General features: G+C 57.3%; 18 protein-coding genes and 3 pseudogenes. 15 read left to right on the top strand and 6 right to left on the bottom strand.

The annotated features are described in order from the left end of the window. Positions 1–477: IS6 family transposase (locus WM40_RS20185; protein ID WP_046153782.1), on the bottom strand; the 477-nt coding region annotated here is incomplete at its 3' end. A 149-nt stretch (positions 478–626) separates the two neighbouring features. Between WM40_RS20185 and WM40_RS20180 the strand changes: the two are divergent. Next, positions 627–902 (top strand): annotated as a pseudogene (locus tag WM40_RS20180) (transposase); the annotation flags it as partial. A 90-nt stretch (positions 903–992) separates the two neighbouring features. Here WM40_RS20180 and WM40_RS20175 read toward each other — a convergent pair. Further along, positions 993–1883: a DeoR/GlpR family DNA-binding transcription regulator gene (locus WM40_RS20175; protein WP_236693611.1), complete on the bottom strand. Its 891-nt coding sequence runs from the start codon at positions 1881–1883 to the stop codon at positions 993–995. Between the two features lie 164 nt (positions 1884–2047). Here WM40_RS20175 and ltnD point away from each other — a divergent pair, with 164 nt between their 5' ends. From ltnD to WM40_RS20135, 8 genes and pseudogenes are all read left to right on the top strand, one after another. Next, positions 2048–3028: an L-threonate dehydrogenase gene (gene ltnD / locus WM40_RS20170; protein WP_236693614.1), complete on the top strand. Its 981-nt coding sequence runs from the start codon at positions 2048–2050 to the stop codon at positions 3026–3028. A gap of 133 nt (positions 3029–3161) precedes the next feature. Beyond that, a complete protein-coding gene (otnK, locus tag WM40_RS20165) occupies positions 3162–4481 on the top strand; it encodes a 3-oxo-tetronate kinase (RefSeq protein ID WP_024905983.1) in 1320 nt (439 codons plus the stop codon). A gap of 4 nt (positions 4482–4485) precedes the next feature. After that, a complete protein-coding gene (otnC, locus tag WM40_RS20160; RefSeq protein ID WP_201779151.1) occupies positions 4486–5133 on the top strand; it encodes a 3-oxo-tetronate 4-phosphate decarboxylase in 648 nt (215 codons plus the stop codon). Positions 5134–5328: 195 nt separating this feature from the next. Further along, a complete protein-coding gene (locus WM40_RS20155) occupies positions 5329–6768 on the top strand; it encodes a GntT/GntP/DsdX family permease (RefSeq protein ID WP_201779153.1) in 1440 nt (479 codons plus the stop codon). Between the two features lie 57 nt (positions 6769–6825). Next, positions 6826–7689 (top strand): 2-oxo-tetronate isomerase, encoded by an 864-nt coding sequence (gene otnI, locus WM40_RS20150; protein WP_082103028.1) that lies wholly within the window; start codon positions 6826–6828, stop codon positions 7687–7689. Positions 7690–7941: 252 nt separating this feature from the next. Next, positions 7942–8384, top strand: a pseudogene (locus WM40_RS20145) (Hsp20/alpha crystallin family protein). A gap of 27 nt (positions 8385–8411) precedes the next feature. Then, positions 8412–8819, top strand: coding sequence for an Hsp20/alpha crystallin family protein (locus WM40_RS20140; RefSeq protein ID WP_046153780.1), 408 nt, complete (start codon positions 8412–8414; stop codon positions 8817–8819). Positions 8820–8991: 172 nt separating this feature from the next. After that, entirely contained in the window at positions 8992–9555 is a 564-nt protein-coding gene (locus tag WM40_RS20135) for an Hsp20/alpha crystallin family protein (RefSeq protein WP_046153791.1), read from the top strand. Between the two features lie 196 nt (positions 9556–9751). On the opposite strand, the gene WM40_RS20130 is transcribed toward WM40_RS20135, so the two are convergent. Then, positions 9752–10651: a LysR family transcriptional regulator gene (locus WM40_RS20130; protein WP_301291126.1), complete on the bottom strand. Its 900-nt coding sequence runs from the start codon at positions 10649–10651 to the stop codon at positions 9752–9754. Between the two features lie 97 nt (positions 10652–10748). Between WM40_RS20130 and WM40_RS20125 the strand changes: the two genes are divergently transcribed. From WM40_RS20125 to WM40_RS20115, 4 genes are all read left to right on the top strand, one after another. Continuing rightward, positions 10749–11588, top strand: coding sequence for an alkene reductase (locus WM40_RS20125; RefSeq protein ID WP_330218169.1), 840 nt, complete (start codon positions 10749–10751; stop codon positions 11586–11588). A 75-nt stretch (positions 11589–11663) separates the two neighbouring features. Then, the gene (locus WM40_RS32350; protein ID WP_330218168.1) at positions 11664–11888 is read left to right on the top strand and encodes a hypothetical protein; all 225 of its coding nucleotides are present in this window, start codon (positions 11664–11666) and stop codon (positions 11886–11888) included. 45 nt (positions 11889–11933) lie between these two features. After that, positions 11934–12707 (top strand): SDR family oxidoreductase, encoded by a 774-nt coding sequence (locus WM40_RS20120; protein WP_046153790.1) that lies wholly within the window; start codon positions 11934–11936, stop codon positions 12705–12707. Between the two features lie 47 nt (positions 12708–12754). Continuing rightward, positions 12755–13585, top strand: coding sequence for an SDR family NAD(P)-dependent oxidoreductase (locus WM40_RS20115; protein ID WP_096349207.1), 831 nt, complete (start codon positions 12755–12757; stop codon positions 13583–13585). 74 nt (positions 13586–13659) lie between these two features. On the opposite strand, the pseudogene WM40_RS29655 reads toward WM40_RS20115, so the two are convergent. Further along, positions 13660–13770: pseudogene (locus tag WM40_RS29655) on the bottom strand (IS5/IS1182 family transposase); the annotation flags it as partial. Positions 13771–14457: 687 nt separating this feature from the next. On the opposite strand from WM40_RS29655, the gene WM40_RS20105 reads away from it, so the two are divergent. Further along, positions 14458–16131, top strand: a complete 1674-nt coding sequence (locus WM40_RS20105) for a methyl-accepting chemotaxis protein (RefSeq protein WP_046153778.1) — start codon at positions 14458–14460, stop codon at positions 16129–16131. Between the two features lie 484 nt (positions 16132–16615). On the opposite strand, the gene WM40_RS20100 is transcribed toward WM40_RS20105, so the two are convergent. Then, positions 16616–17533, bottom strand: coding sequence for a LysR family transcriptional regulator (locus tag WM40_RS20100; protein WP_046153777.1), 918 nt, complete (start codon positions 17531–17533; stop codon positions 16616–16618). Between the two features lie 65 nt (positions 17534–17598). Beyond that, positions 17599–17766 (bottom strand): hypothetical protein, encoded by a 168-nt coding sequence (locus tag WM40_RS31660; protein WP_236693615.1) that lies wholly within the window; start codon positions 17764–17766, stop codon positions 17599–17601. On the opposite strand from WM40_RS31660, the gene WM40_RS20095 reads away from it, so the two are divergent. Then, positions 17687–19210 (top strand): NADH-quinone oxidoreductase subunit L, encoded by a 1524-nt coding sequence (locus WM40_RS20095; protein ID WP_236693610.1) that lies wholly within the window; start codon positions 17687–17689, stop codon positions 19208–19210. The genes WM40_RS31660 and WM40_RS20095 overlap by 80 nt on opposite strands. The last annotated feature ends 15 nt before the right edge of the window (positions 19211–19225 follow it).

Here is a 19225-nt window from a genome sequence, read left to right as displayed (position 1 = left end):
ACGTACGAAGATGTGCTTCGTCTTGGCTAGCGCGGGCACTCGGGCTTTGGCAGCCGGATAGCTACGAAGCTGATCGGTCACGATGACGCGCGGTGCCGGGTGCTTGTGCAAGATCCTCTTGAAGAATTGTTCAGCTGCGGCGGTATCTCGATGCTTTTGCAACAGGGTGTCGAGTTCGCGACCCTGTTCGTCGACGGCACGCCATAGCCAGTAAGGCTCACCACGCAGACGCACGAACATTTCGTCCAGATGCCATGTTGTGGCACTACCGCCGGTGATCTTTACATGTGCGGCAAACCGGGCGCCGAATTGATCGCACCACCGCCGTATCGATTCGTAGCTGACGATCACGCCGCGCTCAAGCAATAATTCTTCGATGTCGCGCAAGCTCAGCGAGAAGCGAAAGTACCAGCGCACCGCTAGGCTGATGATGGCAGGCGGGAATCGGTGGCCGCGGTAAATGGACGAGGTTTTCATCCACCTAGCTTACCCGATCGCTTCGCTAACGTGACAGTGCCCGGGCGAGTGCTAAGCGCCGCGCCCCGTGAATGTTTTCATCCAATTCGCTGTTCGACCCATGAGACACCTCCGAGAATAAGGTGTTGCGACGACCGGTTGAATCTACCCAATACGCAAGCTGGCGTTATCGGGAGTTAGCGCAACAATATCGCATGACGATGTCGATGAGTCGGCGAGCAAACGCGTGGGACAACGCGGCGATGGAAAGCTTCTTCAAGACGTTAAAAGTGGAGCAAACGTCGCGGCATCGATACGAAACACGGGGGCAAGCAAAGCTGGATGTAGTGGATTGGATTGAAGGCTTCTACAATCGTCAACGCATCCATTCGTCGATTGAATATCGCACGCCGTGCGATTACGAGGCTATGCAAAAAGCGGCCTGAGTTGCTATACGTGAAAACGAGGCGTGGTCAATGTGCCCAAGAAATAACTCGGAGCCGACAGATCCACTCGCGGTCTAGCGCAAGCTCAGATCAGCCCAGGTTTTCGACCGGATCAGCCAATACCAATCCCACGTTCGCGTCTCGCAGCCGGGCCGCCACCGCATCGGGCAGCGCCGAATCCGTAATGACTAGATCAAAATCCTCCAGCGGCGAAATTTTATAAGTGCCGAAGGTACCGTATTTGGAACTGGTTGTTACCAACGCAGTGCGCGATGCTGAGTGCATGGCGGCGCGTTTCACTTCCACTTTCAACGCAGCAGGCGTGGTCAAGCCGCGTTGCAGATCCCACGAACTGCTAGAAATAAATGCGATATCGCTGTAGAGGTGCAATAGCGTGGCAGCTGCCAACGGTCCGACGCTGGAGCGATTCGAATGGTCCAGAACCCCGCCTACATGGATCACCTTTACGTGGGGCGACTCGACCAATGCCTCGACTATAGGAAAATCGTTGGTGATGACAGTCATGTTTTCTAGCTTCGCAAGGTGCGGCACTATGGACAGCGTCGTCGTCCCTGCATCGAGGTAGACCGTCATACCCGTCTGGAGCATCTCCGCAGCGCAACGTGCGATACCCTGTTTCTCCGCGGGCTCGACCATCGACTTGAGCTGATGACTTGGCTCCGCGCTGAGCTGGCTTGCGATACGAACGCCACCCGGAACCGAGTACGCATGCCCCTCCCGCTCCAAAACGGAAATGTCGCGGCGCACGGTCATGTGCGAGCAGCCAAACATTTCCATCAACTGGTGCACGCTGAGGACACCGTGCTGCCGCAGTTGACGCAAGATCGACTCCCGACGCTGATCGGGAATCATCGGCGCTACCTGAGCGGCGCCCGTTACATCACCCGGTGGCATGCGATCGATTCCTTGCGATTCCGACAGACGCACTTCACAAAGTGGTCGCCGCGATAGTTTGTTCACACCTACGTTACCTCAAAGACCGTGACGGGTCAATTTCGTAACATTTGTTCACACGAGGCTCTGAAAACAGCTTTTTCAGCGACTACTTGCACTGTATTCATAAATAAGATGCCAATCGAGTGCCTTTTGATGTTCAAATATGTTATATTTTTTTATAATTTCACATTAAAGTTCACCGAGTTCACGCATCTCTTCAGCTCGGCGATCGGCAGGGCCTTTCTCTCGTTCTCAGGAGTTCACGCATGCGCAGCAAAAACGTCGGTGTCGTCGGTCTGGGTGCAATGGGTCTCGGCATTGCCCGCTCGCTGCTACGCAATGGCTTCAATGTCCATGCGTGCGACGTTCGCGCGGACGTGGTTGAGCGATTCGCATCGGAGGGTGGCGTGGGATGTTCTACGCCTGCCGAGCTCGCTGCTGCGTGCGACGTCGTCATTACCGTGGTTGTGAACGCCGATCAAACGGAAACGATCCTGTTCGGTGAAAACGGCATGGTCGCCTCTTTTCGCAAGGGTGCCTTGGTTATCGGTTGTGCCACGGTCGCTCCGGAATTCGCGATCGCGTTGGGCAAGCGACTCGGCGATGAAGGTCTATTCTACCTGGACGCGCCGATCTCGGGCGGTGCGGCAAAAGCGGCATCGGGCGAGATGACCATGATGACATCCGGTCCGGCGGAATCGTACGCCATCGCAGATCCGGTTCTACAGGCCATGGCCGGCAAGATCTATCGGCTCGGCAACACGCATGGCCTGGGCTCCAAAACCAAAATCGTCAATCAGTTGCTGGCCGGCGTGCATATTGCGGCGAGCGCCGAGGCGATGGCGCTGGGTCTGCGCGAAGGTGTCGATCCGGATGCGCTGTACGAAGTCATCACCAACAGTGCCGGCAATTCGTGGATGTTCGAGAACCGGGTGCCCCATATCCTAAAGGCAGATTACACCCCTTTATCGGCCGTCGACATTTTTGTAAAGGATCTTGGACTGGTGCTGGACACCGCACGTGCGAGCAAATTTCCGCTGCCCCTGTCGGCCACCGCGCATCAGATGTTCATGCAAGCCTCGAGCGCGGGCTTCGGTCGCGAAGATGACTCCGCAGTCATCAAGATCTTCCCAGGTATCACGCTGCCGGTAGCCACCGACGAAGAATAAGAATAAGCAAAACGACGTTGCCCGGATCGTCGGCATGCCTGTCGCTCGCGCGCACGACCGACGTTGATCCAACAAGTGCCAGCGTACAGCACCGTCAGACAGCAAGCGTATTTTTTTGAGAGATAAAAACGATATGCCCCAACAAAGACATCGCCCGCTGCTGGGCTGTATCGCCGACGATTTCACCGGCGCGACCGACTTGGCCAATATGCTGGTGCGCAACGGCATGCGTACCGTGCAAAGTATCGGCATTCCCAGCGCCGGCGCTGCCGCCGACTTCGATGCCGATGCGATCGTCATCGCGCTGAAGTCCCGCACGATCCCGGCCGAGCAAGCGGTAGCGGAATCGCTTAAAGCACTTGCCGTGTTACGCACGCTCGGTTGCGAGCAGCTCTATTTCAAATACTGTTCGACATTCGACTCGACAGCGAAGGGAAACATCGGTCCGGTTGCGGATGCGCTGATGTCGGACATGGCCACCGACTTTACAATCGTTTGCCCGGCTTTCCCAGAAACGGGCCGTACGATTTTCCGCGGCCATTTGTTCGTTCAAGACGAACTCCTGAGCGACTCCGGGATGAAGAACCATCCCCTCACTCCGATGCACGACGCGAACCTTGTTCGCGTTCTGCAGGCCCAGACCGCGTCAAAAGTTGGGTTGATCCGCTACGACACCATCATGCAAGGCGTTTCCGCCGTTCGCGAACGGATCGCCGCACTGCGCGAAGCAGGGGTACGCATGGCGATAGCCGATGCGGTCTCCGATGAAAATCTCTTGGTGCTCGGTGAGGCATGTGCCGATCTGACGCTGATCACAGGTGGGTCGGGAATGGCGTTGGGGTTACCCAGCAACTTCCGCAAGGCAGGTAAGCTCGCTCCCGCTACCGATGCATCAAGCGTCCCCGCCTTGGGTGGCGGCGAAGTCGTCCTAGCCGGAAGCGCGTCCATCGCGACAATTGGCCAGGTCACCGCATGGCGGGAAAGCGGGCGCCCTGCTTTCAAGATCGACCCGCTTGCCCTGGCAGCGGGCAAGCCAGTGGTGGATGACGCACTGGCATTTGCGCAAGGCGCGGCGCAGACAGTGTTGATCTACGCAACGAGCGACGCCGATACGGTAAAGGAAGTTCAGCGCCAACTGGGCGTCGAACACGCAAGCGCCATCGTCGAACAGGCGCTCGGTCAGATTGCTGCTGGCTTGCGCGATGCCGGTGTACGTCGGTTCGTGGTGGCCGGAGGAGAAACGTCCGGTGCGGTTGTTCAGGCGCTTGGCGTCCAACTGTTGCAGATCGGACCGCAGATCGATCCTGGCGTCCCCGTCACGGTCAGCAAAACCGCTACAGACAGCAACGCCGATCAACTCGCGCTGGCGCTCAAATCGGGGAATTTTGGCACGCGCGATTTCTTCGCAAAAGCGCTGGCACGACTCGCAAACCCGCTGGTGCACGGAGCTTGACGCTATGAAGACCTTGAGTAAAGAAAACGCACTGCGCGAAGAAATCGCGCACGTCGGAGCACTGCTGTATGGCCGTGGTTACACCGTAGGTAGCGCGGGCAATATCAGCGCACGGCTGGAAGACGGCTGGCTGATCACCCCTACGGACGCATGCCTTGGGCGCCTCGATCCGGCCGCTATCGCTAAAGTGAGTCTGGCGGGCGAGTGGGTTTCGGGCGATAAGCCGTCGAAGACCCTGGCATTGCATCGCCAGGTCTATGACCGCAATCCTAGCGTGGGTGGCGTCGTGCATACCCATTCGACCCATCTGGTGGCGTTGACCCTCGCCGGCGTCTGGCGCAAAAATGACATCCTGCCTCCGCTGACACCCTATCAGGTCATGAAAGTGGGTCACATTCCGTTGATCGACTATCAGCGACCAGGCGCGCCTGAAGTCGCTGAACAAGTCGCTGCACTGGCCAACAGCGTCCGCGGGGTCATGCTGGAACGTCTCGGTCCGGTCATCTGGGAAAGCTCGGTCGCCAAGGCAAGCTATGCGTTAGAAGAGCTCGAAGAGACGGCACAGCTCTGGTTGATGAGCAATCCGAAACCGGCGCCGCTGTCGACCGAACACCTTAAAGCAATCGAACAGACATTCGGCGCGAAGTGGTAAGCATCGCGACGTGCCGCCAGGCATCGGACGCGGGGAATGCAAGCAGCGCGTAGCGTAAAACAATATTCCGGACGGAGACTTTTCAAAGATGAGTTGGTATCAACACTGCGTCGCTAGGCACATCTATGCAAGCGATTACTTGGACGCATCGTCCGTCGGCGCAAGGGGACATATGGTATGAGCTCCTTATTCCTTATGTCGACCGCCCTAGGTGGCATCCTTTTCCTGTTGGTTTTGGTGTTGGGTTTCAAGTTCCAGCCGTTCGTCGCGCTCTTGTTGATCAGTATCGTCGTTGCTTTGGTGGCAGGCGTCAAACCGGCGGCGCTAGTCGCCACAGTCGAAGGCGGCATGGGCAAGACGCTCGGCCACATCGCTATTATCATTGCCCTGGGGGCCATGATCGGACGCATTGTGGAACTGTCGGGTGGCGCCCAGGTACTTGCGAAGCGACTGATTGCGCAATTCGGTGAACGCCGCACGCCTCTGGCACTGGCCATCGCCGGCTTTGTTGTAGGCATCCCGGTATTCTTCGAAGTCGGCGTGATCATCTTCATGCCACTGGCCTACGGTGTTGCTCGCACAGCACGCAAGCCGCTTCTGGTTTTTGCGTTGCCGATGTGCGCCTCCCTGCTTGCGGTGCATGCCTTCCTGCCGCCGCATCCAGGCGCCGTCGCCGCTGCGGGGCAATTGGGCGCGGATTTAGGGCGTATCCTAATGTTCGGACTGCCGATCGTGCTGATCCTTTGCCTCGTGGGATATGTGATTGCAGGACGCATGACGCGCAAGATTTATCCGATGAGCGACGATGTTCGCGCAGAAGTCTATGGTGCGCATATCACCAATGAGGACCTCGTCGATTGGTCCAACAACGTCTATAAGACGCCGCACATCGAAACCGCGATGACCAGCAGAAGCCTGGACGAAAGCGCCAGCGCATTGGCGGCTCGCCTGCCGGCCGCGCCGCCGCCGGGATTCGGATTGATCCTGTCGCTGATTCTATTGCCGATCGTCCTGATCCTTGTCGGCACCTTGGTCCCCCCGATGTTGCCGTCGACGTCTATCCTACGCCAGACCTTGATTGTTCTTGGTGCACCATTAGTCGCGTTATTGCTCGACACCTTGCTGTGCGCCTGGCTGCTAGGCGTACGCCGTGGCTGGAGCGCCTACCAGGTTTCAGACGTCATCGGCTCTGCAATCCCCGGCGTCGCGATTGTTATCCTCATCGCCGGCGCTGGCGGGGTATTCGGCTCGGTGCTGGTGGAAACAGGGATCGGCAAAGTGGTATCGGATGCACTACGTTCGACGGGCTTGCCGGTTCTCGCCTTAGGCTTCATTCTGTGCCTTTTGTTACGTGCGGTGCAAGGCTCCACTACCGTGGCACTGGTGACCACTGCAGGCATCTTGACGCCAATGGTGCATTCGCTGAACTTGAGTGAAAATCATCTGGCACTGCTATGCCTGGCAATGGGCGGTGGCGGCTTCGCGATGTCGCATGTCAATGACGCCGGATACTGGATCTTCACCAAGCTTGCGGGACTCAACGTCGGCGACGGCCTGCGCACCTGGACGTTGTTGGTGACGATCCTGGGCACGCTTGGTTTCCTGATGACCCTGGTAATCTGGCCGTTTGTGTAAATCGGAATGCGGACGATCCGCTGTTCTGGAATAGGTAATTTTCAAGTAGGAGGAACGATGCCCCGCTTTGCCGCCAATCTCAGCATGATGTATCCGGAGCACGGCTTCCTTGACCGCTTTGCCGCCGCACGTGCCGACGGCTTTGACGCCGTCGAATATCTGTTCCCTTACGAGTACGACGCGACGGCATTGAAGCGTCGACTTGACGACAACGGCATGCAACAAGCGCTGTTCAATGCACCACCTGGAGACTGGGCGAAAGGCGAACGCGGGCTCGCCTCGCTTCCGGGCCGCGAAGCGGAGTTTCGGGATGGCATCGTGCGCGCGCTAGATTACGCCGCGGTACTTGGCAACGATCGCATTCACGTGATGGCGGGCTTGCTACCAGATACTGAAGCAGCGACGCGCACCAAACATCGTGCGGTTTATCTCGAAAATGTTGCCCACGCTGCGGCCCAAGCAAAGCGGTTAGGTATCACGATCGTGTTGGAGCCAATCAATCAACGCGATATGCCAAACTATTTCATCAGTCGTCAGGATGAAGGGCAAACCATTTGCAAGGAGGTAGGCGCAGACAATCTCAAGGTGCAATTCGACTGCTATCACTGCCAGATAGTCGAAGGCGACATCGAAATGAAACTGCGACGGGACTTTTCCGGGATCGGTCACATCCAGATCGCCGGTGTACCATCGCGTCATGAACCTGACGTGGGTGAGTTGAACTACCCTCACCTGTTCCGCTTAATCGACGAACTAGGCTATACCGGCTGGATCGGCTGCGAGTATCGCCCACGCGGGAACACCAGCGAGGGACTGCAATGGTTACGGGACTGGCGTCGAGCGGGCGTATACTCGACAACCACAAGAGCGGGGTCTGGTGACGGCGGTGCGAGCGCAGCATTTGCATGTAACAGGCCGTGAATACCCAGGCCACCGCTGGCAACTAGCATTACCGCCAACTGATTGTAATAATCAGCAGCCATATTCAAGAACAAAAAATCCCAATATTGCCCTTGAAATTTTTGCGCGAAATCCTATCTTGAATTCAGCTAAGGCAGCCGCGCCAGCATACTGGCGCGCTGCGTGTTTCGATTTGTTTGCCAATAGCGGGGCAGACGGACTGGAGCGCGTAGGCCGGTTCGTCTTCCTGCTGATTCCAAGGAGGAAATGACCATGAGCGATCTCTACTTTGGGGAGATCTTCTCGGCGAGTTCGACCGCCTGCAACGGCAGATGGCGAGCTTTTTAGGCGGGTTCCCTTCCAGTATTCGTTCGGCGCGCTTCGGGGCCTTCCCGCAGGTGAACATCGGCTCGACTGACGACTCTATTGAGATTGTCGCGTTCGCGCCGGGTGTCGATCCCCAAAACCTCGACGTATCCATCGACAATGGGCTGCTGACCATCTGCGGCGAGCGGCAGACAGCATACCCGGGCGCGACCCGCGATGACGCGCGTAGTTATGCGCAGGAGCGGTTTGTCGGGGCTTTTAGGCGTGTCATTGAATTACGACAGCATGCGGACCTCGACAAAGTCACGGCCCAGTATACAAATGGTTGCTTGACTGTAAGTATTGCTAAAAGAGAGGCGTCAAAACCGCGGGCCATCACGGTTCAATGAAACGCATCTCTCAACTGGGAAAATATCATGAACGACACGACAGAACTTGCAAGGAAAGATGAAACTGGAGTGGTCCGACGCGATGTCGACCAGCCCCAACGTCGGATCATGCTAACACCGCCGGTGGATATCTTCGAAGACAGTCAGGGCGTTACCCTTTGGGCGGATGTACCTGGCGTGACAAAGAATCGGCTTAATTTGAAGATACACGATGGCACCTTATACATAGACGCGGAGGCAGTGATACCCACGCCTGCAGGGCTGCGCCTGCAGCATGCGGAGATTCGTCAGCCGCACTTCGCGGGGGCGTTCTCACTCGGTGCCGACTTTGACCCAACGAAAATCGATGCAAACCCAAAGGACGGTGTGCTGAAGCTGACTATACCGCGCCGCGAGGAAGCTCTCCCACGCCGCATCGAAGTGCGTCCGGGCTGAGGTCCGCACGAGATCAGCAACTATTTGGGGAAAACCAGCGGAGTCTGTGACCGACACTTTCCGACTTTAGCGGTCGGGATGCGGGATGCTGAGGGTCGATAGGCCGCGAAGTCTCGGACTGGGTGAAACACCCAACATCCCGTGCCCCCGCCTGACCATAGAGGAAGATATGATGAACACCGACCTGAAGAAGTGGAATCCCTTCAAGTTCTTTCGTAGCAAGGGGCACACGTCCAATGCTGACAACCTGGAAAGTCCTTCGCCGAACGAACAGTCGCCAGCTTCGTTGCCTGACATGTTACGACTTTTCTCGCGCGATCAATGGCGGGCCGTGGAGGAATTCTTTCTTGACCCGTTCGCAGGCCATAGCGCGCTCGAGCGATGGTTTGGCGACTTCAGTTCATCGCGCTTCCAGCCCAGGATCGACGTGGTGGATGAGGGCAAGGTGCTACGGGTAACGGCGGAGCTCCCTGGAATGAAGCGGGAAGATTTGAAAGTCACTGTGGAGGATGGGGCGCTTGTATTGCACGGAGAGAAAAAACAGGACGTGCACAGCGAGGAAGATGGCTGTTATCGGCTTGAGCGCGCCTATGGATGCTTCGTGCGCACGATCCCAATGCCGGAAAATGCCGACCCCAATCGCACCCTGGCAAAGTTCGACAACGGCGTGCTCACGTTGACCGTACCGAAATTGGCACTATCGCGATCAGCGAGCCACATTATCGATATCGGCTAGGGAAGGCAAGTCGCATTGGTAGCGAATGCATAGAGGCATATACAGCTACCAAGTGCTTGTGCGCATCATCGGCATGCAACTGTTTCCCGAGGATGCATTGAGATAGGAGCGGGTCTGCAGTTGTGATATCAAATAAGGGTGGTCAAGGCTGCGTGAAATTCAACCGATAACTCGACGAAAATCACTTGCGCACCGCTCAAGCGGTGATAGCGGTGAACTCGCTTGCAATTCGGGCTGCAACGAAGTTCACGAAGACTCTCAGCTTCGGCAAAGGGTACTTGCTAGCCGGCCACAGCAAGCTGATCGATCCCCGCTCTTGGCTTTGCCCGGCCAGTAATTCCACCAACAGTCCTTCGCTGATCGCACGCCGCACCGCAAAGGATGGCAAATACGCGATACCCCGCCCGCGCAATGCGAGGTCCAGCAGAGGGCCCATCATGTTGGCCGTGATCGTCACGGGCAGTTCCGTGTCGGCATCCACGGGCCAGTGCATCAACCTCCCGGTCTCCGGGTAGCGGTGGCGCAAGCATTGATGCGTTTGCAAGTCCGAAGTGTCGCGTGGCTGCCCATTCTCTTCAACGTAAGCAGGAGACGCCACAAAATGCCAACCGAAACTTCCCAGCAGCCGGTGTGAAAGGCGACTGTCCTTTGGTTCGCCCGAGCGGACGACGGCGTCGAAACCTTCATCAATGACCTCGACGAACCGATCACTGATGTCGAGTTCGAGTTCGATCCGGGGATACGCTACGGTGAATTCCGACATCAACGGCAGCAGCAATGTCGGCTCGACCGGGACACTCACCTTGAGCCGGCCCGCAGGTGCTGCGCCGGCCTGCCCCAATTCCGCCTGAGCGGCCTCCACCTCGCCCAAGATGCGGCGGCAGCGGTCTAGAAACAATAGGCCCTCGTCCGTGATCGTGATTGAGCGCGTCGAACGGTGAAACAGTCGCACGGACAACTGTTCCTCCAACTTTTGGATCGCCTTGCCTACCGCCGAGGGGGTCAAGCCAACGATTTGGCCAGCAGCCTTGAAACTGCGCTTGTCAGCGGCATGCACAAAGGCGCGCATGGCGCCTAGGCTCTCGATCATCGGCATGGAGGAATTTTACTCCGCAGTGAAACGAATTAAAGAAAGTTTTCTTATATTACAGGAGCATCTAGAGTGAGGTCATGTTCATTGGGAGGCGCCTTTCATGCCTGACCTTTTCAGTCCATTCGATCTTTCCGGCCTTTGCTTGCCTAATCGCATCGTCATGCCGCCGCTGACGCGTTCAAGAGGCCCTGACGATGCCGCTACGGAGCGGGTCGCCCTTTACTACGCCCAGCGCGCGAGCGCAGGCTTGATCATCGGCGAAGGCTCACCGATCTCAAACGAAGGCCAGGGTTACCTTTACAATCCCGGCATCTTCACCCCGGCCCAGATCGCCGGCTGGCGTCTAGTGACCGACTCTGTGCATAGCGTCGGCGGACGCATATTCCTTCAGATTTGGCACGTGGGTCGCATCTCCCACACATCGATCCAGCAAAGCGGTCGGCCACCCGTCAGTTCAACCGCTCGCAGTGCGGAGGGGGCGATGGCATTCGGACGCAATGCCGACGGCGAAGTGGGATTCCTTCCAGCATCCGCGCCACGGGCTCTGGCGACCAAAGAGATTGGCCGGGTGGTGGCCGACTTCGTGCAGGCGGCCCGGAACGCCATGGACGCGGGCTTCGACGGCATCGAACTTCACGCCGCCAATGGCTATCTCTTCGACCAGTTCCTCAATCCGCTCATCAACGATAGGACAGACCGTTATTCGGCCGCCACCATGGAGGGCCGGCTAAGGTTCACTCTTGAGGTCGTGGACGCCGTGTGCACCGCAATCGGTCCTGCGCGCGTGGGGATCCGGTTGACGCCGTTCGGCGTCATCGGCTCCGTGCCGATCTTCCCCGACAGCGAGGCGACCTACATAGCGCTAGGGCGCGCGCTCGGCGAGCGCCGAATCGCCTACATCCATGTCATGGACCAGACCGGTTTCTTCAATACGCCCTAAGGCCAGCGTCCGACCAGCGACGCCATCAAAGGTCTGCTTCGCCAGTGGCGTACAGCCGCGCCGGGCACGGCATTGATGCTTGATGGCGGTCTCACGAAAGCGCGAGCCACCCAGTTGATCGCGGATGGGGTGATCGACCTAGCCGGCTTTGGCCAACCGTTCATCGCGAACCCTGATTTGGTGGCGAGACTGCGCCACGACTGGCCTTTGAGCCCCGCGGACCGAGCCACCTATTACACGGGAGGTGCTCGCGGCTACATCGACTATCCGCCATATCGCGTGGATGCGGCGCAAGCCTGAGGCGCCCACCCGCCAGGATTGAACATTCAACTCGAAGGAATCACCATGCCACGTTATGAAGAATTCAGAGGGCGCGTCGCGCTGATAACGGGAGCGGGCTCTGGCATCGGTCAGGCCGCGGCACTCGCATTTGCCAGCCACGGCGCTCGTGTCGTCGTTGCCGACGTGAACCCTGATGCCGGCGAAGCAACTGTTGTGCATATCTGCGAATTGGGCGGTGAGGCGATCTTTATCCGGACGGACGTAAGCGACGCGGCGCAGGTCGCGCGGTTGGTTGACGCTGCCGTGCAGCGATATGGGCGCCTCGATGTCGCCTTCAACAACGCCGGGATAACGCAGAACTCGCAGCCTCTGGCCGACCAACCCGACGACACCTACGACCACGTCTTCGACGTCAGTGCGCGCGGACTCTGGTTGTGCATGCGCGCCGAGATCCGCCAGATGCTCAAGCAAGGCCGAGGCACGATTGTGAATATGGGATCAATGTCGAGCGTTGTCGGGATCGGCGGACTAAGCACCTACACGGCCTCGAAGCATGCCGTCCTAGGCCTGACGCGGGGCGCCGCGCTGGACTACGCCAAGCAGGGCATCCGCATCAACGCCGTTGGACCGGGAACCATCGATACGCCCATGATCGAACGCTTCATCGAACTGTCCGGTTCGGACTCAGTGATGGATCCGATCCGCGCGGCCCACCCTGTCGGCCGTACCGGCCGGGCGAGCGAAGTTGCGGAAGCCGTGCTGTGGTTGGCCTCGGACGCGTCGAGCTTCGTCGTAGGCCACATGCTCATGGTCGACGGCGGCTATTCGGTCCGATGATTGCTCTGGCGCCCTGTCGACGCCTTATTTGAATGAGGATCGAAGACATGAAAACCTGGTTTATTACGGGGGCCGCGCGGGGCCTTGGCCTTGAAATCGCACGAGCGGCTCTGGACACTGGCGACCAAGTCATCGCGACAGCTCGCGATCCCGATCATATTTTGCTCGCCTTGCCAAGCTATGGGGATCGCCTGCATGTGGTCCGGCTCGACGTCACGCATGATACGACCGAAGGCATTGCCGCAGATGCGGCCCGGTACTTCGGTGGCGTGGACGTGCTCGTGAACAACGCCGGGTACGGCCAACTTGGGGCCTTCGAGGAAGTCACCCGTCAGTCGGTGGAAAAGCAATTTGCCACCAACGTGTTCGGGGTCTTCGACGTCACCCGGGCCATTCTTCCAATTATGCGTCGCCAGCGCTCAGGTCGCATCCTGACCATTGCCTCGATCGCAGGTATCGAAGGCTTCGAGGGCTCATCAATCTATTGCGCCACGAAGCACGCTCTTTCTGGATGGTCGGAGGGCGTCGCCAAAGAGGTCGCGACCTTCGGTATTCAAATGACAAGCGTCTATCCAGGCCGCTTCCGTACGGACTTCCTCGACGGCAGCTCGGTTCGCTACGGCGAGATCGTCATCGAGGACTACGCCGCCTCTTCAGACGCGCACCGCAGGGCGCTTGATGACAACAATCATCTGCAGCAGGGTGATCCCGTCAAGTTCGCACAAGCAATCTTGAAGCTGGTCATGAGCAGCCAGCCCCCGCTCCAGTTCGGAGCCGGCTCCGATGCCTACGCGGTATTCCGGAAGAAGGCTGCGGAACTCCAGGAGACTGCCGAGCAGTGGAAGTCGCTCATGCTCTCGACCGATTTTCAGGAATGAATGCCGTGTCGATTCGCGAAATAGACGCGGTATGCCGTTTGCATTGCGCAAGAGCAGGATGCCATTGCGTGCCGCCGGTCCGAAACCGGCAGGCGCCCAGGGTATCGCTTGCGTCGCGGCTTGGGCAGTGGAAGTACCGGTTCGACCAGTGCCCACGGCTCGGCATCGATGATACGTGCCGGCATTCCTTGATCCGTTGTTCAGGCATCCAAGATTAACCGTTTCACGGGAAGGTAAACAGCCCCCCGGGCTCTTTTTGAACTGGCCTCTAAGAACGTATCTCAGGTTCGACATCATGCGTGGTGTCGCACGCGTCTCATGGCAGCACCCTGCGCTCGCTGGCCAAAATCCGTCCGTGTTTTGAAAACAGACAGTGCATGACGTTGTCTCGCCCAGCGCTTGATAACGTGACAATGGCCTGTAGCAAGATGCTAACGATAGCTGGCAACGGATTCAATCACCGATTGAATATCGCACATCGTGCGATTCCGAGGTTGCGAAAACGGCGGTGTGTGTCGATGTACGGTTCGGCGCACTGCCAAAGTTTCGCATATTTTCCATCGCAAAAAATGATAAAAATGGCGTACGATTTTCCGCCACTAGTATGCGCGACTGGTATTAAAACGCATTCTTAACAATCAATAATAATAATAATCATTTCTTGATTGTTGCCAAGGCGGAAATGATAAAAATGGTAAATTTCCCTCAATTCTCTCGGATCGGGGCCGTTACCCAACCTGAAGAGGTTGCGTCGGTCTCCAACAGCATTAGGTACACGCTTTTTACACCGAACGCCCTCACTGCCGTGGCAGTAAAAAAGGGGCGCCATTTTGTGTGCGTCGTTGCGTCGCTAACGTTATCTACAAAATACGATGAACAATTCAAAAGTATCAACTCGCTTGGCGATAGGCTTCGGAAGCGTTATGTTCTTGTTAATCACAGTCGCGCTTGTAGGGTTCTACGGCATATCTTCGCTTCATAGTAGGCTCGACAGCATCGCCCGCGTGAACAACGACGAATCAAAATATGCAAAAGACATGAAAGCATCCGTCGCGGACCGGGCCATCGCCATTCGTAACATCGCACTACTGACGGACCCGGCTGGTCTCGCACAGGAGTCCAAACGCGTGGAGCGGCAAAAGAAAGTTTATGCGAACGCGGAAGAAGCGCTGGGCAAAATGTTTGCAACGGAAGCCGGTACGACAGACCGTGAAAGGTCGCTTTACACCCAAATCAAGGAAGACAATGCCGTTGCCGTGCCTTTGATGGACAAGGCTATTGGCCTGGGCTTGGCGAACAACCCATCAGAAGCGATAAAAGTCTTGCTGCAAGAAGCACGGCCGAAGCAAGCAGCTTGGCTTTCGCATTTGAATGAGCTAGCAGACTTTGAGGATCAACTCAATGCGCAAGCAACCGAAGAAGCAAACGTTACTTATCATGTCATTCAAATCACCGCATGGGTGATCGTCGGGTTTTCGCTCATTTTGGGTGTGTTCCTGGCCATTCTTATTACCCGCAGCATCCTCAAGCAACTGGGGGGAGAGCCAGCCCAAGCCCAAAAAATGGCACAGCAAATCGCCCAAGGTAATCTGACCCAGAAGGTGCACGTCGCAGCAGATGACAACGCGAGCCTAATGGCTTCGCTGGAAGCGATGCGAACAAATCTGAGCAATATTGTCTCGGGCATCAAGACGTCCGCAGAATCCATCTCCGTTGCCGCCGGAGAAATCTCGCAAGGCAACGTCGACCTGTCGCAACGTACCGAGGAGCAGGCAGCATCCCTCGAAGAGACCGCAGCCAGCATGGAGGAGATCACTGCGACGGTTCGGCAGAACACGGAAAATGCGCGCCAAGGCAGCACGCTCGCGAACACCGCGTCGGAGACCGCCGCCACAGGGGGCGAAGTAGTAGGCCGAGTTGTCACGACCATGCAGGACATTGCCACAAGTTCGTCGAAAGTTGCCGAAATCATAACCGTTATCGAAGGTATTGCATTTCAAACCAATATTCTCGCGCTCAATGCGGCTGTCGAAGCGGCACGTGCCGGAGAACAAGGACGAGGCTTCGCTGTAGTGGCTGGAGAGGTGCGTACGCTAGCACAGCGTAGTGCGGCCGCGGCAAAGGAGATAACGGAACTGATAGGAACATCGGTTGCACATGTTAATGCTGGCGAGGCACTGGTGCATAACGCAGGACAGACCATGAGCGAGGTAGTACGCTCCGTGAAGCGCGTAACCGACATCATGGGGGAGATAGCGTCAGCGTCCAGCGAGCAGACTATCGGCATCGAACAGGTGAATGTGGCAGTAAGCCAAATGGACGAAGTCACACAGCAAAACGCGGCGCTGGTCGAACAGGCAACCGCTGCAGCCCGCGCCATGGCAGATCAGGCACAAGCGCTGCGTGATTCGGTGGCAATCTTCCGTATCAGTGCGGATGCCAATGCTTCATCCATCGGGCACCAGTCTTCAATAGAGCGAGAGTCCATTTCGCACAACTACCGTCATACAAGTCGCCAAGGCAAAGCGTTTAGGCGGGCGGCGTAATCGTTCACGCTCGGAAAGAACACCTGTTTCTCGATAAAATGTACGCCCGGTGTTTCGTGCTCACGCTTGCGAGCAGTAGCACGGCACTCGTCCCTTAACCGCGGCTAGTGCCGTGGTTAAGGGACGAAACACAGTTCGAACGTCTACAGTGTAGTGGTCAACTCACACCGGACACCGGGTTAAGTTTTGCCTCTGCGACGGCCGACCCTACACCATCACTGCATTGATGCAGTGGGAACCTACTCGGTTTTCAGACTACCGAACAGGCGTTCCATCGGACTATTGACGCTCCTATTTCAAGGAGGCACCGCAGACCAACCAAACATCGTCGCGAGCTTACCGTTCACTTGGCATCGTGGCATCACCCGACGCTCCGCGGCCGAGATCGGTCCGGGGTTTGATCCGGGCCCGTAAAACGCTGTTTTTTCGCTCCACACTCACCAACGTAACAATGCCGAGCCATGGCTCACAGGCGCCCGCGCGATCAGGGAGATGCGGAATGCCCCGCGGCTAGCGCTGAAGTGGAGGATCGAAGTAGCTGTTCCAGCACCTCGATGTGGTGCCGGTGCGGGGCAGTAATGGCATAAAAATTCTCGCGCAGTTCGGGTGTCTGACCCACTGTCACTAACGTGCCAGAACGCAATTCGTCCTGTACGACCACCTCCGGCAATACCGTCAACCAACCGCTGTCGCGCGCTATCAAGCGCAGCATGGCCATATCATCCACCTCCGCTCGCAACCGTGGCGACACACCCGCCGACATGCACAACGCATCGAATTGCGCACGCGCGGCATGGCGCGGCCCGGGCAACGCCAGATCCAGGCCATCCAAATCGCCCGGAACGCTCAGACTGCACTGTTGCCACCGACTGGCCGGGCCCACTAGCGAAATCGACTGGCTGCCCAAGAATCGACAATGCAGTTGGCGATTCGGGTGGGTGGGCACCGTCTCGTTAGCTAGCACTACATCCAATTGATGCTGCAGCACACGTTCGATCAAGCCTTCGAGCAAACCCGATTCAAGGGTAAGCGTCACACTCGGATTTGCCAGCAAAGGACGCAACCAATTTTCCTGGTAGTTGCGCGACATGGTCGCCACGCTGCCTACGCGCAACCGCGTGATACCGGCAACGTGACCCTGCAAGCGCCCCAGCATTTCTTGGCCAAGGCCAAAGATATTGTCGGCGTAGGCAAGTACAAGCTGCCCGGTGGCTGTCAACGCCAGTCTTCGCCCTGCGCGGTCAAAAAGAGGTTCACCGATTCGCTCCTCTAGGTGGCGAATTTGCGTCGATACCGCCGATTGCGAGGTATTAAGTTCTTCTGCCGCCTGCGTCAAATGCTGCAGCTTGGCAACACGCCAAAAATAGAAAAGGTGGTGAAAGTTGAGCTGATGCAGTTTCATATGTTCTTTTTTTGAGATTAAAAGATTCTTATCAATGTATTTTACAGAACGATACTTCATAAGCATCATCGGTGCATCATTTTTAACAAGGTGCTTTTGATGGATCTCCCTCCCAATTTGTATGGAATCAGCGCGTTGGCCCCTGTCGTTTTAATGACAATCGCCTTCGCGGTAGCCCGTTTTTCATCCTGGTCCCCCGCAGCACTCTGGAAAGGATTCCAGATGCTTTCCATTGCAACTCTCGTGCTGACACTGGTGACCATTACTCTAGGCAACCCTCCCCTCCTCGTATCGAATGGCTGGATCACCGCGTCACTGTTCAGTCTCTCGCTGATGGCCCTCGTTCAGGGGTTGGGCACGGTGATCGGTAGCTTTTCTTCACGGTATCTGCAGGGCGAAGCGGGGCAGCGCCGTTATGTTGCGATGCTCGCCGCCGTTCTTGCTTGTGTACAGCTATTGCTGCTGGCTGATCATTGGCTGGTGCTCATCGTCGCGTGGGCGGGTGTGAGCATGGCGTTGCAACCATTGCTGTGCTTCTATCCTGAGCGCCCCTTTGCCCGTCTGGCCGCACTCAAGAAGCGCATCGCCGACCGCGTGGCGGATGTACTTTTGGTAGGCGCCGCAGTAGTGGCGTGGAAGGAAGTGGGCAGCGGCTCCCTGTCGGCCTTATGGGGGCAAATCGCGCAACAGCAGGATAGTAATTTGGCATTGCAACTCAGCGCGATAATGCTGGTGCTTGCGGTCATACTGCGCACGGCCTTGCTGCCCGTGCACGGCTGGCTGATCCAGGTGATGGAGGCTCCAACACCAGTCTCTGCCCTGTTGCATGCCGGCGTCGTCAATCTGGGTGGTTTCGTGTTGATTCGATTCGCGCCCCTACTGGAACACGCTGCTTTAGCACGCGCAGTGCTGCTGACCTTTGGTTTGGTAACCGCGGTTCTAGCAGGCATGGTAATGCTAACGCGGATAACCATTAAAGTGAGGTTGGCTTGGTCTACTGTCGCGCAAATGGGCTTTATGTTGCTAGAGTGCGCGCTGGGTCTCTACACCCTTGCGGCGCTACATCTCATCGGGCACTCTATCTACAAAGCACATGCTTTTCTATCAGCCTCCACCGTAGTACGGCAGACCCGGCTGCAAGCGCTGTACACGGCAAGCGCGCCAACAACCACTAGCCTGGTTGCAGCACCCTTGCTTGCAGCGGGTATCGTGCTGAACCTGGTGGCCTTCGCCGGGAAGACCGCTTGGCCGTGGTGGTGGAGCGCGGTGCTAGGTCTGGCCTGGGCGCCGCTCCTATGGATGTCGAACAATCAAGCAGGCGCAAAGGGGGCAGCTTGTCGTAGTGGTCAACTAATCTCAGGCACACTTTTAGTCACAGGTCTCACACTCGTGACCTATGCCGCGCATCTCTTGCCCCTTGGACTTCAAGATTCCCCACATGCAATGGGAGGCCTGATCGCGTTGGCAGGCATGGCCACTCTCTATGTCGGCTTGGCGCTGCTGCAAATCGCCCCCATACGACTTGAGCGCTGGAGACGCTGGAGCTACTCGGGCTTTTACGTGGATGAAGCCTATACCCGCTTGGCCCTTCTATTGTGGCCCGCGCATTGGGTGCCGACATCGCGTACCAGTGACGAGTTGGTTGCCTCGCAGTTGCCCCCGCAGATTGAAGCCTGATACCCTGGAGAGTAT

This window comes from Robbsia andropogonis (assembly GCF_000970345.1).
GTDB classification, from domain to species: Bacteria; Pseudomonadota; Gammaproteobacteria; order Burkholderiales; family Burkholderiaceae; genus Robbsia; species Robbsia andropogonis.
This window is presented reverse-complemented; position numbering and strand designations above follow the sequence as displayed.

What these genes read in the sequence shown, in the direction of transcription:
- WM40_RS31660 (WP_236693615.1), bottom strand. Translation starts at nt 17,766, where the DNA reads ATGGAAAGCATCTGGAATCCTTTCCAGAGTGCTGCGGGGGACCAGGAT.
- WM40_RS20115 (WP_096349207.1), top strand. Translation starts at nt 12,755, where the DNA reads ATGAAAACCTGGTTTATTACGGGGGCCGCGCGGGGCCTTGGCCTTGAA.
- WM40_RS32350 (WP_330218168.1), top strand. Translation starts at nt 11,664, where the DNA reads ATGCTTGATGGCGGTCTCACGAAAGCGCGAGCCACCCAGTTGATCGCG.
- WM40_RS20155 (WP_201779153.1), top strand. Translation starts at nt 5,329, where the DNA reads ATGTCGACCGCCCTAGGTGGCATCCTTTTCCTGTTGGTTTTGGTGTTG.
- WM40_RS20120 (WP_046153790.1), top strand. Translation starts at nt 11,934, where the DNA reads ATGCCACGTTATGAAGAATTCAGAGGGCGCGTCGCGCTGATAACGGGA.
- WM40_RS20130 (WP_301291126.1), bottom strand. Translation starts at nt 10,651, where the DNA reads ATGCCGATGATCGAGAGCCTAGGCGCCATGCGCGCCTTTGTGCATGCC.
- otnC (WP_201779151.1), top strand. Translation starts at nt 4,486, where the DNA reads ATGAAGACCTTGAGTAAAGAAAACGCACTGCGCGAAGAAATCGCGCAC.
- otnI (WP_082103028.1), top strand. Translation starts at nt 6,826, where the DNA reads ATGCCCCGCTTTGCCGCCAATCTCAGCATGATGTATCCGGAGCACGGC.
- otnK (WP_024905983.1), top strand. Translation starts at nt 3,162, where the DNA reads ATGCCCCAACAAAGACATCGCCCGCTGCTGGGCTGTATCGCCGACGAT.
- WM40_RS20135 (WP_046153791.1), top strand. Translation starts at nt 8,992, where the DNA reads ATGAACACCGACCTGAAGAAGTGGAATCCCTTCAAGTTCTTTCGTAGC.
- WM40_RS20140 (WP_046153780.1), top strand. Translation starts at nt 8,412, where the DNA reads ATGAACGACACGACAGAACTTGCAAGGAAAGATGAAACTGGAGTGGTC.
- WM40_RS20105 (WP_046153778.1), top strand. Translation starts at nt 14,458, where the DNA reads ATGAACAATTCAAAAGTATCAACTCGCTTGGCGATAGGCTTCGGAAGC.
- WM40_RS20125 (WP_330218169.1), top strand. Translation starts at nt 10,749, where the DNA reads ATGCCTGACCTTTTCAGTCCATTCGATCTTTCCGGCCTTTGCTTGCCT.
- WM40_RS20095 (WP_236693610.1), top strand. Translation starts at nt 17,687, where the DNA reads ATGACAATCGCCTTCGCGGTAGCCCGTTTTTCATCCTGGTCCCCCGCA.
- WM40_RS20100 (WP_046153777.1), bottom strand. Translation starts at nt 17,533, where the DNA reads ATGAAACTGCATCAGCTCAACTTTCACCACCTTTTCTATTTTTGGCGT.